The sequence below is a fragment of the Haliea sp. E1-2-M8 genome, assembly GCF_030649675.1.
Classification (GTDB): Bacteria; Pseudomonadota; Gammaproteobacteria; order Pseudomonadales; family Halieaceae; genus Haliea.
This window is the reverse complement of the sequence record NZ_JAUTDR010000003.1, coordinates 50,767-64,894: the sequence shown is the minus strand read 5'-3', so window position 1 is coordinate 64,894 and position 14,128 is coordinate 50,767. Positions and strand designations below refer to the sequence as shown.

15 protein-coding genes are annotated in these 14,128 nt (G+C 61.1%); 2 read left to right on the top strand and 13 right to left on the bottom strand.

The window, feature by feature from the left end; translation table 11 throughout:
* Positions 1-27: 27 nt before the first annotated feature.
* The 5 genes from Q6D67_RS03355 to ectA all read right to left on the bottom strand — a co-directional run bounded on the left by Q6D67_RS03355 (position 28) and on the right by ectA (position 4,726).
* Positions 28-711, bottom strand: a complete 684-nt coding sequence (locus tag Q6D67_RS03355; protein WP_304704158.1) for an OmpW family protein — start codon at positions 709-711, stop codon at positions 28-30.
* Positions 712-833: 122 nt separating this feature from the next.
* Entirely contained in the window at positions 834-2,276 is a 1,443-nt protein-coding gene (locus Q6D67_RS03350) for an aspartate kinase (protein ID WP_304704157.1), read from the bottom strand.
* Positions 2,277-2,353: 77 nt separating this feature from the next.
* Positions 2,354-2,758 carry an ectoine synthase gene (locus tag Q6D67_RS03345; protein ID WP_304704156.1) on the bottom strand — a complete coding sequence of 135 codons (405 nt, stop codon included), beginning with the start codon at positions 2,756-2,758 and terminating at the stop codon, positions 2,354-2,356.
* Positions 2,759-2,826: 68 nt separating this feature from the next.
* On the bottom strand, positions 2,827-4,161 hold the full coding sequence (gene ectB / locus Q6D67_RS03340) for a diaminobutyrate--2-oxoglutarate transaminase (RefSeq protein WP_304704155.1): 1,335 nt from the start codon (positions 4,159-4,161) through the stop codon (positions 2,827-2,829).
* Between the two features lie 49 nt (positions 4,162-4,210).
* Positions 4,211-4,726 carry a diaminobutyrate acetyltransferase gene (gene ectA / locus Q6D67_RS03335; RefSeq protein ID WP_304704154.1) on the bottom strand — a complete coding sequence of 172 codons (516 nt, stop codon included), beginning with the start codon at positions 4,724-4,726 and terminating at the stop codon, positions 4,211-4,213.
* A 240-nt stretch (positions 4,727-4,966) separates the two neighbouring features.
* Between ectA and Q6D67_RS03330 the strand changes: the two genes are divergently transcribed.
* Positions 4,967-5,491 carry a MarR family winged helix-turn-helix transcriptional regulator gene (locus Q6D67_RS03330; RefSeq protein WP_304704153.1) on the top strand — a complete coding sequence of 175 codons (525 nt, stop codon included), beginning with the start codon at positions 4,967-4,969 and terminating at the stop codon, positions 5,489-5,491.
* A 79-nt stretch (positions 5,492-5,570) separates the two neighbouring features.
* Here Q6D67_RS03330 and dmpG read toward each other — a convergent pair whose 3' ends face one another.
* The 6 genes from dmpG to Q6D67_RS03300 all read right to left on the bottom strand — a co-directional run bounded on the left by dmpG (position 5,571) and on the right by Q6D67_RS03300 (position 11,909).
* Positions 5,571-6,608, bottom strand: coding sequence for a 4-hydroxy-2-oxovalerate aldolase (gene dmpG / locus Q6D67_RS03325; RefSeq protein WP_304704322.1), 1,038 nt, complete (start codon positions 6,606-6,608; stop codon positions 5,571-5,573).
* 527 nt (positions 6,609-7,135) lie between these two features.
* A complete protein-coding gene (locus tag Q6D67_RS03320) occupies positions 7,136-8,044 on the bottom strand; it encodes an acetaldehyde dehydrogenase (acetylating) (protein WP_304704152.1) in 909 nt (302 codons plus the stop codon).
* A gap of 42 nt (positions 8,045-8,086) precedes the next feature.
* Positions 8,087-8,875 carry a fumarylacetoacetate hydrolase family protein gene (locus tag Q6D67_RS03315; RefSeq protein WP_304704151.1) on the bottom strand — a complete coding sequence of 263 codons (789 nt, stop codon included), beginning with the start codon at positions 8,873-8,875 and terminating at the stop codon, positions 8,087-8,089.
* Positions 8,868-9,704, bottom strand: coding sequence for an alpha/beta fold hydrolase (locus Q6D67_RS03310; protein ID WP_304704150.1), 837 nt, complete (start codon positions 9,702-9,704; stop codon positions 8,868-8,870). Before Q6D67_RS03310 ends, Q6D67_RS03315 begins: the two co-directional genes overlap by 8 nt.
* A 23-nt stretch (positions 9,705-9,727) precedes the next feature.
* Positions 9,728-10,954 (bottom strand): acyl-CoA dehydrogenase family protein, encoded by a 1,227-nt coding sequence (locus Q6D67_RS03305; protein ID WP_304704149.1) that lies wholly within the window; start codon positions 10,952-10,954, stop codon positions 9,728-9,730.
* Between the two features lie 91 nt (positions 10,955-11,045).
* Positions 11,046-11,909: an SDR family NAD(P)-dependent oxidoreductase gene (locus tag Q6D67_RS03300; protein ID WP_304704148.1), complete on the bottom strand. Its 864-nt coding sequence runs from the start codon at positions 11,907-11,909 to the stop codon at positions 11,046-11,048.
* 86 nt (positions 11,910-11,995) lie between these two features.
* Between Q6D67_RS03300 and Q6D67_RS03295 the strand changes: the two genes are divergently transcribed.
* Positions 11,996-12,799 carry a serine protease gene (locus Q6D67_RS03295; RefSeq protein WP_304704147.1) on the top strand — a complete coding sequence of 268 codons (804 nt, stop codon included), beginning with the start codon at positions 11,996-11,998 and terminating at the stop codon, positions 12,797-12,799.
* Here the strand turns inward: Q6D67_RS03295 and Q6D67_RS03290 are convergent.
* Positions 12,796-13,743, bottom strand: a complete 948-nt coding sequence (locus tag Q6D67_RS03290) for a rhodanese-related sulfurtransferase (protein ID WP_370551914.1) — start codon at positions 13,741-13,743, stop codon at positions 12,796-12,798. The two genes, Q6D67_RS03295 and Q6D67_RS03290, sit on opposite strands and share 4 nt — an antisense overlap.
* Positions 13,743-14,075, bottom strand: coding sequence for a BolA family transcriptional regulator (locus Q6D67_RS03285; protein ID WP_304704146.1), 333 nt, complete (start codon positions 14,073-14,075; stop codon positions 13,743-13,745). The genes Q6D67_RS03290 and Q6D67_RS03285 overlap by 1 nt, the downstream gene beginning before the upstream one ends.
* Between the last annotated feature and the right edge of the window lie 53 nt (positions 14,076-14,128).

Below are 14,128 nucleotides of genomic sequence, written 5' to 3'. Positions count from 1 at the left end.
ACAGCGCAGCTCTCCCGGGCACTGCGGTCAGAAGCGGTAGGCAATACCGACGTTGTAAACCCAGGGGTCAATCTCAACGTCAAATTCAACGGTGCCAACATCGGTGCGGATTTTCGCCGTGGAGTCGATGTCGATGTACCAGACCGCCAGGTTAACGGCCCAGTTATCGGACAGGGGGATATCCACACCAGCCTGGGCCGCAAGGCCGAAAGAATCATCCAGAGACAGTTCTGCCTCGCTGGCACCCAGCAGGGCCTCCAGCGCGCCCGCCAACTGCGGATCCACGTCTTCATCGTAAATGAAGGTATAGTTCACCCCGAGCCCCACATAGGGCTGCCAACCGCGCTGCCCACCGTAGGGATACCACTGCATGCTCAGGGTCGGCGGCAGGTGGGTGACGGAACCGGCGTTGATGCCCACTCCCTCTACCTTGACGTCATGCTCAAACGGAGTCGCCGCCAGCAGTTCCACACCCCAGTTATCCGTCAGCATATACATCGGGATGATACCGAGCTGGGTATCATTATCTATCGAGACCCCGGGAAGAACCGTCGCCGGCGCCGTAGGCAGCACAACCCTGTCGCTGTCTTCATCCGGTGCCACCGTCGTTGCACCGAGGCGCAGCACCCAATCCCCTGCCTGATAGGCGTTGGCGTTGACAGCGATACCGGCCAGCAAGGCCGCCAGGGCCAGGCTTGTTACCTGTTTCATGTTTTACTCCTCACTATGGACCCGGGTGAACAGCTCACCCTGAATACATGGTAAGGAAGCGGCCGGTTGCCAGCATTGATGTCAGTCAAGCCGACGGCAATACCGCCTCGTCTCTCTCCGGCTCAGGATGCCAGACAGATGGCCCTGCCGTGATCGAGGGGCTCGACCAGGGTTTCGTGCAGGCTTCTGATAGCCAGTTCGTAGTCCTCATCATGGACAATAAACTGGATATCAACCTGGCGCATGGACTGGTGGATCGCCAGCACACTGACATCGCGTTTTGACAGGGCCGCCACGGTGCGGGCCAGCAGGCCGGGGACCTGCATGTCGCTGCCGATGGCAGAGACAATTGCGACCTTCTGCTCACGGATCTCTGCTTCCGGAAACATTTCCTGCAACACGGTCTTGATCCGCTTGACCGTTTTCATATTCGTATCGAGATAGTGGGTCACCGTATTGGCATTGATATCCTTGCCCACAATATGCGCCTTGAAACGCTGCACATTGCGCAGGATCTCCGTGTCGTAGTAACCCACAATGCCAGCCATGTCCTGATCAAACAGCTCCAGTGCGTAGACACCGCGACAACCCGCGATGATCTCGACACAGGCGGTGTCGCTGACGTAGTCGCGGGTAATCAAGGTGCCGGCATGCTCCGGCTCAAAGGTATTCTTCACTCGCAGCGGAATGTCGTTCTGGCGCAGGCCCTTGGCGGCCTTGGGATGAATTGCCTCCATGCCCAGATTGGCCAATTGGTCGGCCACATCGTAATTGGTCCGGCCGATGGGGACGGCGTTGTCCTCGCCCACCAGGCGCGGATCGGCGCTGCTCAGGTGAAACTCCTTGTGGATGATGGCTTCACGCGCACCGGTAAGCACCGCAATACGACTAAAAGTCATCTCACTGTAGCCACGGTCGAACTGGTTGATCAGACCCTCGCTGCAATAGGCGTAGCCGGTCACGATGGGAAGTTCATTCTCCAGGTCGATATTGGCGAAAGCCTGCTGTATGCAAGCGTCCAGCGGCATACTACCTGTAGCCTGCCAGCCAGACAGGTCGACGAAGGTGGCGTTGAGACCGTCACGCTGCAGCAGCTTTGCCATGTTCCAGGCGCTGTGCGCCTCGCCGACGCTGGACAGCATTTCCCGCACCGTGACCAGGTGGTCCTGTACCGAAAAATGACCGTGGCCACAGAGGCTGTGCAGGTCTTCCAGACACTTGCGCGCATTTTCAAGGCGCTCGCCGATAAAGGCATTGGCTTCCGCCAGGGACTCCGCATCGGCGAACAGCTCCGCGTTGATCGCGAACATGTCCCCGCGCACGGTATCCAGCGCCTCTTCCCAGCTGCGATCCTTGAAGCTGCTCGCAAACAGCCCATACACCCCGGGCTTCCCGTCCTTCTTGTGTTCCAGCAGCTTGTCGGTAATGCCGCCGTAGGCGGACACCACAAACACCCGCTGGTAGGGCGTGTCACCGTTGCGCTGGCCAAGCACGATGCTGTCACGCACAGCGGCGTAATTACTCATCGATGTGCCACCGATTTTTTCCACGGTATGCCTGTTCACAAATCCCCCTGTGCCATCACGGTCGGCTTGCTCCGACCTGGGTCCAGTTCCAATATCCATCACCTTCGCCCCGGCCACTACGATTTCACTGGATCAGCATCCAGTTCGTAGGCGCCCTCCGCGTTATGTACCTCGGTACCGTGCAGCGGCGGGTTGAAGACGCAAGCCATTTTCATTTCCTTGCTGGCGCGCAGGATGTGCTCGTCGTGCTTGTCAAGGATGTAGATCGTGCCCGGCTTGATCGGATACTTCTTGCCGTCGGCCAGGGTTTCCACTTCGCCTTCGCCGGACATGCAGTACACCGACTCGAGGTGGTTCTGGTAATGCATGCGGAAGTCAGCGCCTTCATAGATCGTGGTGATGTGGAAGGAAAACCCCATGTTGTCGTCTTTCAGCAACAGGCGAGTGCTGTCCCAGTTGCCGCCGGGGTCCTTGATCATCCGTCCTTCGTTAGCTGCGGTTTTCATGTCTCGTACAATCATTGTGTATACCTTTGTTGGTGTTAAAAAGTGTCAAATAGAGGGTTTCGCCAGCTCACGCCGGCGACAACTCAGCCCGCCTTGCGGAACCGGTCCTCGGCAGACACGCTGTAGTCGTCCTCGAAGAAATCCACGGTTTCGGGGATCTCACCCTGGGCCGCACACACTTCGGCGATGGCCTGCTCGACGATGTCGATACCGCGCTTCAGGTTTTCCTCGGAGATCGTCAGCGGACAGAGAAACTTGACCACCTGATCATCGGCACCGCTGGTTTCGATCATCAGTCCCTTCGCAAATGCCTTGCGGGTAATGCGACCGGCGATATCGCCGTTCACACAGTTGATGCCCTGGAACATGCCGCGGCCGCGAGTCGTGAAATTGCCCTCGCCATAGCGGTCGACGATAGTCTGCAAACGCTCTGACACGTAGCGACCCTTGGCCTGCACCTCCTGCGAGAACTTGTCATCTGACCAGTAGTGGTCGATGGCTGCCTTGGCAGTTACGAAGGCCAGGTTGTTGCCGCGGAAGGTACCGTTGTGCTCACCGGGCTTCCACTGGTCCAGTTCCGGGCGAATCAGCACTACCGCAAAGGGCAGGCCGTAGCCGCTGAGAGACTTGGACATGGTGACGATATCCGGTGAAATGCCGGCTTCCTCGAAGCTGAACCAGGTGCCGGTACGTCCGCAGCCAGCCTGGATGTCGTCCACGATCAGCAGCACGCCATGCTTGCGACAGACCGCTTCGAGGTTGCGCAGCCACTCAAACCGCGCGGCATTGATACCACCTTCGCCCTGCACGGTCTCAACCAGAACTGCGGCGGGCTTGTCGATACCACTGCTGGAATCCGACAAGACCTTGTCGAGATAGGCGGTAGTATCAACATCGTCGCCCAGGTAGCCGTCAAAGGGCATGCGACTGCTGCCGTTCAGGCTGACGCCCGCGGCACCCCGGTGATGCGAGTTACCGGTCGTGGCGAGCGAACCCAGGCTTACCCCGTGAAAGCCGTTGGTAAAGGAAATCACGTTTTCACGCCCGGTCACGTTGCGGGCCAACTTCAACGCCGCCTCTACGGCATTGGTGCCGGTGGGGCCGGTAAACTGCACCACAAACTCCAGCTTCCGCGGCTTGAGGATCTTCTCATTGAAGGCTTCGAGGAACTCCGCTTTCGCCCGGGTATGCAGATCGAGACCGTGGCTGATGCCGTCTGCCTCGATGTATTCCAGCAACTTTTCCTTGAACACCGGGTTGTTGTGCCCGTAGTTGAGGGTCCCGGCGCCGGCGAGGAAATCGAGATATTCCTTGCCTTCGTCGTCATAAAGGAACTCGCCTTTGGCGCGGTTGAACACGCGCGGGAAGGAGCGGGCGTAACTTTGCACTTCTGATTCAATCTCTTCAAAAATTTTCATGTACTAATCCTTGTTTCGTGAGCTATTAACGTCGCGATTGGGTAAATTTTCAGTGCGCTACCGAGCGCAGGGTCCGCTGCTCGAATGGGCCTATCCTCGCGAGCATCTCGGTGTCGTGGGTCCCTGCGAAGTGCTGCTCGCGATCAAACATCACGCTACGCTCCAGGCCTGTATCCCGCTTGCGGGCAAAACTTTCGAACAGCGCCCAGGACGCCTCGTTATCTGCAGTCACTGTGGTCTCCAGGTAGCGAATGTCCTCGCTGCCCGGGCGGTCGAGAATGTCCGCGAGCATGCGCCCCGCCAGCCCCTGGCCGCGGCCTTGGGCGCTGACCGCTACCTGCCAGACAAAAAGAGTGTCCGGGCGCGCGGGGATCCGGTGACCGGAAATAAACCCCACGGCCTCACCCGCTGCTTCTGCAATAACGGAAGTGTCTGCGAAATGCGCGCACTGGATGAGGTTACAATAGGCAGAGTTGGTATCCAGCGGCGGGCACTCAGCGATGAGCTTGTGCACCGCCATGCCATCGCTGTCGGATGGTGGGCGCAGCGTCAGGTTCAGACTCATGTTTTTGCCTCTCGATTCTTTAGGACGCTAAACATTATACCAGCCTGGGTGTCAGATATTAACCCGCTATTTACTGTTTATTCGCTGCATATTGGCTCTTTTGTCCAACAATCAAGGGAATTTTTGTTTTTTAATCGCTGAGAATTTACACTGTGCCGGATTGAGCGGGCATATGATGTGCCGAGCGCGACGCAAGTCCGCCCTCGCTACTAACGCCGAGAGATGGCCCGGAGGTACACTATGCTGGTTTCCGCCACCAAGGGAGAAATACTGTTGGGCAGGATAGATGAAGTGCTCGTCGCCTTGCGGCGGGTCATACGGGCTACAGACCTGCACTCCCGCCACCTGGCCAAGACCACCGGCCTGACTGCGCCACAGATCCTGCTACTGCAGACCATCCGCGACCGGGGCCAGGTCACTATCGGGGAACTGGCAACGGATATCAGCCTGAGCCAGGCAACCGTTACCACCATTCTCGACCGACTGGAAAAGCGCTGTCTGGTTTACCGCAAGCGCTCCAGTACGGACAAGCGGAAAGTGCATGCCCACCTCACGCCGGATGCGCAGGAAGTCCTGAAAAGCGCACCCATCCCGCTGCAGGAACAATTCACCAGGCAATTCGGGGAGCTTCAGGAATGGGAGCAGACCATGATTATCTCATCCCTGCAGCGCATCGCAAAGATGATGGACGCGGAGCACATCGACGCCTCGCCGGTACTGGATCTGGGACTGCTTGACCGGTTCGGAACCGGTACTGATGGGTAGAACGGGCACCTGGTCGGCCGCACCTGGCCGGCCGCACCTAGCCGGCCGCACCTAGCCGGCCGCACCTAGCCGGCCGCACCTAGCCGGCCGCAGCGTCCCGCTCCCGCGCCATATCCAGAGCGAGGTCCTCGATCATGTCTTCCTGGCCGCCCACCGTGCGCCGGCGGCCCAGTTCCACCAGGATATCCCGCGACGACAGGCCGTACTTGGCCGCGCTACGCTTGGCAAATAGCAGGAAGCTGGAGTAGACACCCGCCCAGCCCAGGGTCAGTGAGTCCCGGTCCACCCGCACCAGGTGATCCATCAACGGCACAATCAGGTCCTCGGCGATGTCCATGGCCTTGAACAGGTCGACCCCGGTTTCCACGTCCATGCGATCGCAGACCGCCAGGAACACTTCCAAAGGCGTGTTACCGGCGCCGGCACCCAGTCCCGCCAGCGAACCGTCGATACGATTGGCGCCCGCCTCCACCGCCGCCAGCGAGTTGGCAATACCCATGCCCAGGTTGTGGTGGCCGTGGAAACCCAGCTCCGTCTCCGGCTTCAGTTCCTGGCGAGCCAGCTTGACGCGCGCTGCCACGTCGTCCGGCAGCATGTAGCCGGCGGAGTCGGTGATGTACACGCAATTGGCGCCGTAGGATTCCATCAGCTTGAGCTGCACCAGCAGTTCTTCCGGCTCGATCATGTGCGCCATCATCAGGAAGCCCACGGTGTCCAGATTCTTGATCTGCGCCGCCATGCTGATGTGCTGCTCGGAGACATCCGCTTCGGTACAGTGGGTCGCCACCCGGATGGTGCCGATGCCGCAGTCCACCGCCATCTTCAGGTGGTCCACCGTGCCGATGCCGGGCAACAACAGCGCCGACACCTTGGTTTTCTTCACCACCTTGCACACTGCGGTCAGGTACTCTTCGTCACTGGCTGCCGGGAAGCCGTAGTTCACCGAGGCGCCGCCCAGGCCGTCGCCGTGGGTCACCTCGATCAGGGGAATACCGGCCTCGTCCATGGCCACGGCGATGTCCACCATCTCGCTGACGGTGATCTTGTGCTGCTTGGGGTGCATGCCGTCGCGCAGGCACATGTCGTGGACGGTGATCTTCTTGCCTTGCAGGTTCATCATCTTTTCTCCCGAAATAGTATCTGGCGCTGGTGTTCTGGGCCGCTATGGATTGAACGGTGCTTCGGTTCGGCTCCGGGCGCGCCGACCGGTGTGGGGCTTGCTGGACACGCCGTGAACCCACACCCGATAAAGCGGGGTGGGCTCTCCATGGGGGCTTGTGCTCGACATCCATGTCTCACACAGTCCAGCAAGCCCCACACCGCCCGGCACACCCTCTGTGCGTGTATCAAGTGTCGTGGCTCGAACTGCCTGTGACTCCGGGCAGAAACTCGAGAGCTCCGCACAATTCAATGCTCGTTAATCCAATACTTCTGTTTCATAACTCGGATAGAAAACGTTGGTCGATACCCGCTCTGTAAGAGGCGGCGGCGCTGGGGTGAGCCTGGCGGGACTGTATGAAACATGGATGTTTCATACAAGCCTACATGGACGTATTCACGGCGTGTCCCGGCAGGCTCACCCCAGTGCTGGCGCCGCATTCAAAGCTCCGTCATTACGCAACTTAACCTGTGCGCGACACTGGTTCATGCCGCCTGCGGCACAAACTTGCCGGCGAGGATCTGCTCGGCGTACATCTCCGCCGTGCGCAGTCCCGCCGCGGTCATGATGTCCAGGTTGCCCGCGTAGCGCGGCAGGAAATCCCCCAGCCCGGCGACCTCCATGTAAATGCTGACCTTGTTGCCGTCGAACACCGGGCCGTTCTTCAGGGTGTAGCCCGGTACGTATTTCTGCACCTCCGCCACCATGTCGTGCACGGACTGGGTGATCGCTGCCTGGTCGGGCTCTTCCAGGGTCAGGCAGTGGATGGTGTCGCGCATGATCAGGGGCGGCTCGGCCGGGTTGATGACGATAATCGCCTTGCCTTTCTGGGCACCGCCGATCATCTCCACGCCCCTGGCGGTGGTGCGGGTGAATTCGTCGATGTTCTTGCGGGTGCCGGGGCCCACGGACTTGGAGCTCACGGTGGCGACGATCTCGCCATAGATGACAGTCTGCACCCGGCTCACGGCGGCGACCATGGGGATGGTGGCCTGGCCGCCACAGGTGACCATGTTGACGTTCATGGCCCTGGCGGCCACCGCGTCGTGCAGGTTCACCGGGGGAATGCAGAAGGGGCCGATGGCGGCGGGCGTAAGGTCGATCATCACCGCGCCCTGCTCGTTGACCTTGCGGCTGTTGTCCGCGTGCACGTAGGCCGAGGTGGCGTCGAAGCAGATCTGGATGTTGTCGTCTTGCATGTGCGGGACCAGGCCGTCCACGCCGTCACAGGTGGTCTTGACCCCCATCTCCTTGGCCCGGGCCAGACCGGGGGAGTCGGGGTCGACACCGACCATCCACACGGGCTCCACCAGCTCGCTGCGCATGGCTTTCATCAACAGGTCGGTGCCGATGTTGCCGGGGCCGATGATGGCCGCCCTGATCTTTTTACTCATGATTGCGTTTCCGTTGTCTCGAATAGGTTGCCGTTGCGGGAGTTATACAAAACGGCAGCTGCAGCCGCCGATCCCGTCGATTTCCAGGCGCATCTCGTCACCCGCCACCACGGGAATCAGCGGCGCCAGCGAGCCGGAGAGAATCACCTCGCCGGCCTTGAACGGAATACCGAACTCCCCCAAGGTGTTGGCCAGCCAGGCCACTGCGGTCAGCGGGTTGCCCTGCACCGCGCTGCCGAGACCCTCGGAGTGGTATTCGCCGTTTTTCCAGATAGTCATTTTCAGGTTCGGCAGGTCATGGTCCCGCGGGTCGACTTCGTTCTTGCCAAGGACATAGACACCGCAGGAGGCGTTGTCCGCCACCGTGTCCTGGATCTTGATCTCCCAGTTGCGGATCCGCGAATCGACGATCTCGAAGCAGGGCATGATGCTCTCGGTGGCATCGAGCACATCCTGTTCGGTTACCCCGGGGCCCTGCAGGTCCTTTTTCAGGCGGAAGGCGATTTCGCCCTCGGCGCGGGGCTGGATCAGATTGCCGGCGATGGGGATGTCAGCACCGTCGGGACATGCCATGGCGTCGGTAAGGAAACCGAAGTCGGGCTGGAATACGCCCAGCATGTCCTGCACCGGCTTGCTGGTGACGCCGATTTTTTTGCCCACCACCTGCTCGCCGTCGCGCTCCAGACGCTGCTGCAGCATCTGCAAACTGATGTGATAGGCATCATCGATGCTGATCTCGGGGGCGCGCTCGGTCAGTGGGGCCAGGGTGCGGAACTCGCGCAGGGCGCGGTAGAGCTCTTCACCGTAAAGCGCTATTTGCTGTTTATCCATGCTGCAGGAAATCCAGGCACTGGCGGTTGAACAGGTCCCGATGCTCCACCATGACCCAGTGGCCACACTCGGACAGGAGAATCAGCTGCAGGTGCTTGACGTTTTTCGCCAGCGCCATGATACCGCTTTCGGGCATCATGCGTTCGTTCATGCCCCAGAATCCGAGCACCGGGCAGCTGATTTCGTGCATGCGGTCGGTCAGGACGGGGATCTTCATGCTGGATATCACGTGCCCGTTCATGATGCCCATGATCTGCATGCGCTCGCTCACCAACTCGTCGGTGGCGTGACGCGGATCGTACATGAGACCGGTGGCAAACAGGTCTTTCATCACTTCGTGGGTCACCGGCTCGCCCGAGCCAAACACCTGGAACATCTTCTGCATACCGGGCATATGCTGGTACTCGTGCATCTCGCTGAGTCCGCCGGGAGCCATGAGAATGAGTTTCTCAACCAGTTCCGGATGCGCCAGCGCCAGGCCTATCGCGACCACGCCGCCCAGGGAATTGCCCACCAGGCTGCAGCGGCTGACGCCGATTTCGTCCAGGGTCTGCTTCACGCACTGGACAAAGAAATCCAGGGTGTGGTCGACATCATCGGGCTTGTCGGAAAAGCCATAGCCGATATGGTCGATAACAATGCAGCGGTGGCCAGCGTCTGCCAGCACCGGAAAATTGCCCTTGAAGTTGCTGTAGCCGCTGGCACCGGGGCCGGAGCCATGCAGGAACACGACGACCTTGTCACCCGCGCCCTCATCCAGGTAATGAATCCGGTAGCCGTTGGCGCAATCGGCGTACTTGCCTTCCGGCAGCAGGCCTTTCATTGCCATGGGAGTCTCCTGTTTCAAATTCGTCAGATCGCCATGTCGGCGTTTTCAGCGCCGAACAATACACCGCCCATATTGGCGGCGAAGGGCAGCGAATGGTTGGCGACGTGGGCCTGGCTGGCCAGAATGTCCAGGTGCCGGTGGAGCAGCGGACTGCCAGTGCGGATACCACCGGAACCGGCCGCCTTGAGCATTCTGCTGGACAGCTCCAGGCAACGGTCGGCTACCACCGCCGAATCATAGCGGTAGCGAACCCGGTCTTCCACCGGAATCGGCTGGCCGGCTCGCGCCAGCGCCATCATCGCATCAAAGTTGCTGATCATGGTGCGTCGCATTTCTTCGATGGAGGTTTTTACTTCCGCCGCCAGGCGACGTGCCACTGGATCGTCCTTCATAAGGGTGGGCCCCACCCGGCGGGTTTGGGCGACCTCGATGTAGTCCTCCAGGGAGCCCTCCAGGCATCCCAACGTCGCATTGCACACCGCGCGCACGAACACCTGCATGAAGGGCAGCTTGAAGAGCGGTGCGTCATTGACCTTGTTGCCGGGGTTTTCACAGAAGAATGCATCTATGACCCTGTGGGTGCGATGCTCAGGTACGAAGACATCTTCCACCACGATGTCGTGACTGCCGGTACCCTGCAACCCCACCACGTCCCAATTGTCGACGATCTTGTAATCGCTGATCGGTACCAGGAAGGTACGATAGTTGGCCATGTCGAAAGGCGCTTCCGGGGTAGGCACCACGGCACCCAGGAACGCCCACTGGCAGTGCTCAGAGCCTGAAGAGAAGCTCCAGCGACCGCTCAAGCGGAAGCCGCCTTCCACCAGCGTCAATTTGCCCACCGGGGCGTAGGATGAAGAAATCAGCACGGTGGGATCGTCACCCCAGACATCCTGTGCCGCCTGATCATCAAACAGCGCCAGCTGCCAGTTGTGCACGGCGACCACACCGAGCACCCAGGCACTGGAAGTACAGTGTTTGGCAACTTCCAACCCCACGGTATAGAAAACCTGGGGATCCATCGCATAACCGCCCCACTGCTCCGGCTGCAATATCTTGAAAAAGCCCGCCGCCTGAAAGTCGGCAATCGTCTCCGCCGGCACTTTGCGCTCGGCGCGGCACTGCGCTGCACGCTCTCGCAACACCGGGCCCATGGCCCGGGCCGCAGCCAGCAGAGCTTCGGCCCGAGGGGACCCAAGACTGTGAGAATCATCGTTTACCGTGGATGGCATTGCCTGTTGCACTGTCATGAAAAACTCCTGCTGTGTTATTGCTGTTCTCTAGACGACAGTATTAAACGTTGTCGGGCGCGGAGATTCATCCTCCATATGAGGTATGGGTCTACTCAACCACTGCGTCGCCAAAGCTGGTGGGCGGGCCGAAGAAAGCCCGGTGCGACGGCGGTTGGCCACCGGTGATGTCGGTAACACCGTAGGCCTCGCCGAGCTCCGCGCCAATACACACGGTACCGCTATGGGCCATGCGCCCGGGATCCGCCCACAGCGCCGCGATCACCCGGCCACTGAACTCCGGATGTTCCGCGGTGGCGACAAGGTCAGCGTATTTGTCGGGTTCGGCGTCGAACACCTGCCGGGTGCGCTCGGTGAGCAGGAGACCCATCCACAGCGAAATCACTGCGACGTTGTGGGGCCGGAAGTCGACCGCCATGTCATGCGCCATCTTGTCGACTGCAGCCTTGCCGGCACCGTAGGCCGGACCATGCATGTATATCCGCCCGCCAAAGGACGAGGTGTTCACCACCAGCCCCTCGCCGTTGGCCAGCAGCAGCGGCGCCGCGTACCAGCTGGCCGTGTAGTGGGAGCGCATGCCGACATCCCAGATTGTGGTCAGGTCCAGCGGTTTCTCCCAGAACGGCCCGGTGGCGGTGAGCGCATCGTGCAGGCTGGTGGCATTGTTGACCAGGATGTCGAGCCGGCCGTGATCTGCCCGTACCCGTGCGAACAGCGCCTCGACTTCCTCGTCGCGACCGTGGTCGCAGCGGACCGGCACTGCCACCCCGCCGGCAGCGGCAATTTCTTCCGCGGTTTCGGTAAGAGACCCGGGGAGCGCTGCCTCCCCCGCGCGCCAGCTGCGACCGGTGATATAAACTGTCGCCCCCGCGGCCGCCAGCGCCTTGGCGATGCCCTTGCCGGCACCCCGACTGGCGCCCGTGACTACCGCCACACAATCCCTGCCCTGACCCATCCGGTTCTCCCGCTTGCTACTTTGCCTGCTATACCCGACCATGCTACTGACAGCCGGAGCGGGCGCCAAGCCCGGCCCGGAAGCCGTTGACCAATATGTTAGGCCACTCTGGAGAAATTGCCCTGCGCACCAACCTGCCCCAGGCGCTGCTGTTGCTGCTGCTGACCACCACCGCTGGAGCCAGCGAGGATTCGCGGCTGCGCTTTTCGCAGACATCGCCCGACTGGCTGCGCGCGGTCGGTCAGCTCACGGTGCCGGGTATCAGGCTGGAAAACGGCTACGCGCGGCACCACACTGAACGCTGCAGCGCCACCCTGGTTGCGGCGCCGGGCGCCACCCATGCCACGGTCATTGTCTCGGCCTGGCACTGTCTGGAGTTTTACCGGGATTTGACTCAGCGAATCACCTTCACCCTGCTGCCGGCCAGCGCAGAACCACTGGCAATAGAAGCTGTGCGCTACGCCGATGGTGGCAGCATGGAGGCAGACTGGGCAGTACTGCGACTGCGCCAGCCGGTAGCCCTTGCCCAGGTGCCGGCACTGCAACTGCACCCACAACAGGCCAATCCGGCGCTGCCGGTGGTGATGGCGGGATATTCCAGGGATGCGGGAACAGGTGCGCACGGCGAGGAGCTCAGCTATGACCCGGCCTGCCGTATTATCGCTGCCGACCGCCGCAGTGGCGGCAGTGACTGCCGCGCGTTCAAGGGTGCCTCGGGCGGCGCGGTGGTACAGCTCACTGAGGCCGGCGCGCCCCTGCTCAGTGGGGTGATTTCAGAGGGCAACAGCGTTGATTACAGCCGCTACGTGCCGGTCTCGGTTTTCCGCCAGGCACTGCCGCCGGAACTGGCACCCGGCATCACCGCCGTCGCACGAGCGACGCGGCGCTAAGCGTCGCCCCTGCCGGCACGGAGTTGGCGCGCAGGCGGCGGCGCCCCGACGTGCTGCTCGCCTCGCTGTCGCGCCAACTCAATCTGCTTCTGGCGCTCGGCAAAACGGGCCTTCTGCTGGTCAGTCAGGCTGTGGTAGCAGTGCGGACAACACACACCCTGCTGGTAGCGATCCGAGGCCTTGTCCTCTGCGGTGATCGGGTGGCGGCAACCGTGGCACTGGTCATAGCGGCCTTTCTCCAGGCGGTGATTGACCGCGACCCGGTTGTCGAACACAAAACATTCGCCTTCCCAGGTGCTTTCTTCTTCGGGAACCTCCTCCAGATACTTCAAGATCCCTCCCTGCAGGTGGTAGACCTCCTCGAAGCCCTCCTGCAGCATGAAGGCCGAAGCCTTTTCACAGCGGATGCCTCCAGTGCAGAACATGGCCACCTTCTTGTGCCGGGCCGGATCCAGTTTTTCGCGCACGTAGCGCGGGAATTCACGAAATGACGTGGTCGCCGGATCAATCGCCCCGTGGAAGGTGCCGATTCCGTACTCATACCGGTTGCGGGTATCGATCAGCACCACCTCGGGATCATTGACCAGGGCGTTCCAGTCCCGCGGCGCAACATAGGTGCCGACCACGCGATTGGGATCGATACCCGCAACCCCCAGGGTGACGATTTCGCGCTTCAATTTGACCTTCATGCGGTAGAACGGCATCTCATCGTCCAGGGACTCCTTGTGCTCCAGCGCTGCCAGACGCGGGTCGCTGCGCAGCCAGGCGAGAACCCGGTCAATGCCATCGCGGCTGCCGGCAATGGTGCCATTGATACCCTCTGCCGCCAGCAGCAGCGTACCCTTGACCCCGGCGGCCACGCACTCGTCCAGCAACGGTTCGCGCAGCTCGCGGTAATCGTCCAGGGTTACAAAGCGGTAGAGCGCCGCAACCACGAACGCCATCAGCTGCCCCCTCCCGCGTCTGCCTTGCCGCCCCCCAGGCAGTCGGGCGATACCGGGGCAACAGATGCGCGTGCTTCCCACTCCCCGGGCGCATAGGTGTGCAGGGCAAGTGCATGCACAGGGCCTTCCAGCTGCGCCGCGAGCAGGCTGTAGATCTTCTGGTGCCGCGCCACCTGACGCAGGCCACTGAAGGCCTCGCTCACCACAACCACCCGGAAATGGGTCTCTGAGTTCGGCGGCACGCTGTGCATGTGGCTTTCATTGGCCACCTCCAGGTGTATGGGCGCCAGGGCGACTGCGAGTTGTTCGGTAATCTGTTGCTGAGCTGACATGGGACCTCCGTCTTGGGGCAGGAATTATACCCCGGGAGCCGCTGCCCCGGGTA

Bases quoted from the DNA above. Each gene is read 5' to 3' on its own strand.
- ectB (WP_304704155.1), bottom strand. From the start codon at position 4,161: ATGAAAATTTTTGAAGAGATTGAATCAGAAGTGCAAAGTTACGCCCGC.
- Q6D67_RS03315 (WP_304704151.1), bottom strand. From the start codon at position 8,875: ATGGATAAACAGCAAATAGCGCTTTACGGTGAAGAGCTCTACCGCGCC.
- Q6D67_RS03300 (WP_304704148.1), bottom strand. From the start codon at position 11,909: ATGGGTCAGGGCAGGGATTGTGTGGCGGTAGTCACGGGCGCCAGTCGG.
- Q6D67_RS03310 (WP_304704150.1), bottom strand. From the start codon at position 9,704: ATGGCAATGAAAGGCCTGCTGCCGGAAGGCAAGTACGCCGATTGCGCC.
- ectA (WP_304704154.1), bottom strand. From the start codon at position 4,726: ATGAGTCTGAACCTGACGCTGCGCCCACCATCCGACAGCGATGGCATG.
- Q6D67_RS03330 (WP_304704153.1), top strand. From the start codon at position 4,967: ATGCTGGTTTCCGCCACCAAGGGAGAAATACTGTTGGGCAGGATAGAT.
- Q6D67_RS03305 (WP_304704149.1), bottom strand. From the start codon at position 10,954: ATGACAGTGCAACAGGCAATGCCATCCACGGTAAACGATGATTCTCAC.
- Q6D67_RS03355 (WP_304704158.1), bottom strand. From the start codon at position 711: ATGAAACAGGTAACAAGCCTGGCCCTGGCGGCCTTGCTGGCCGGTATC.
- dmpG (WP_304704322.1), bottom strand. From the start codon at position 6,608: ATGAACCTGCAAGGCAAGAAGATCACCGTCCACGACATGTGCCTGCGC.
- Q6D67_RS03345 (WP_304704156.1), bottom strand. From the start codon at position 2,758: ATGATTGTACGAGACATGAAAACCGCAGCTAACGAAGGACGGATGATC.
- Q6D67_RS03285 (WP_304704146.1), bottom strand. From the start codon at position 14,075: ATGTCAGCTCAGCAACAGATTACCGAACAACTCGCAGTCGCCCTGGCG.
- Q6D67_RS03320 (WP_304704152.1), bottom strand. From the start codon at position 8,044: ATGAGTAAAAAGATCAGGGCGGCCATCATCGGCCCCGGCAACATCGGC.
- Q6D67_RS03290 (WP_370551914.1), bottom strand. From the start codon at position 13,743: ATGGCGTTCGTGGTTGCGGCGCTCTACCGCTTTGTAACCCTGGACGAT.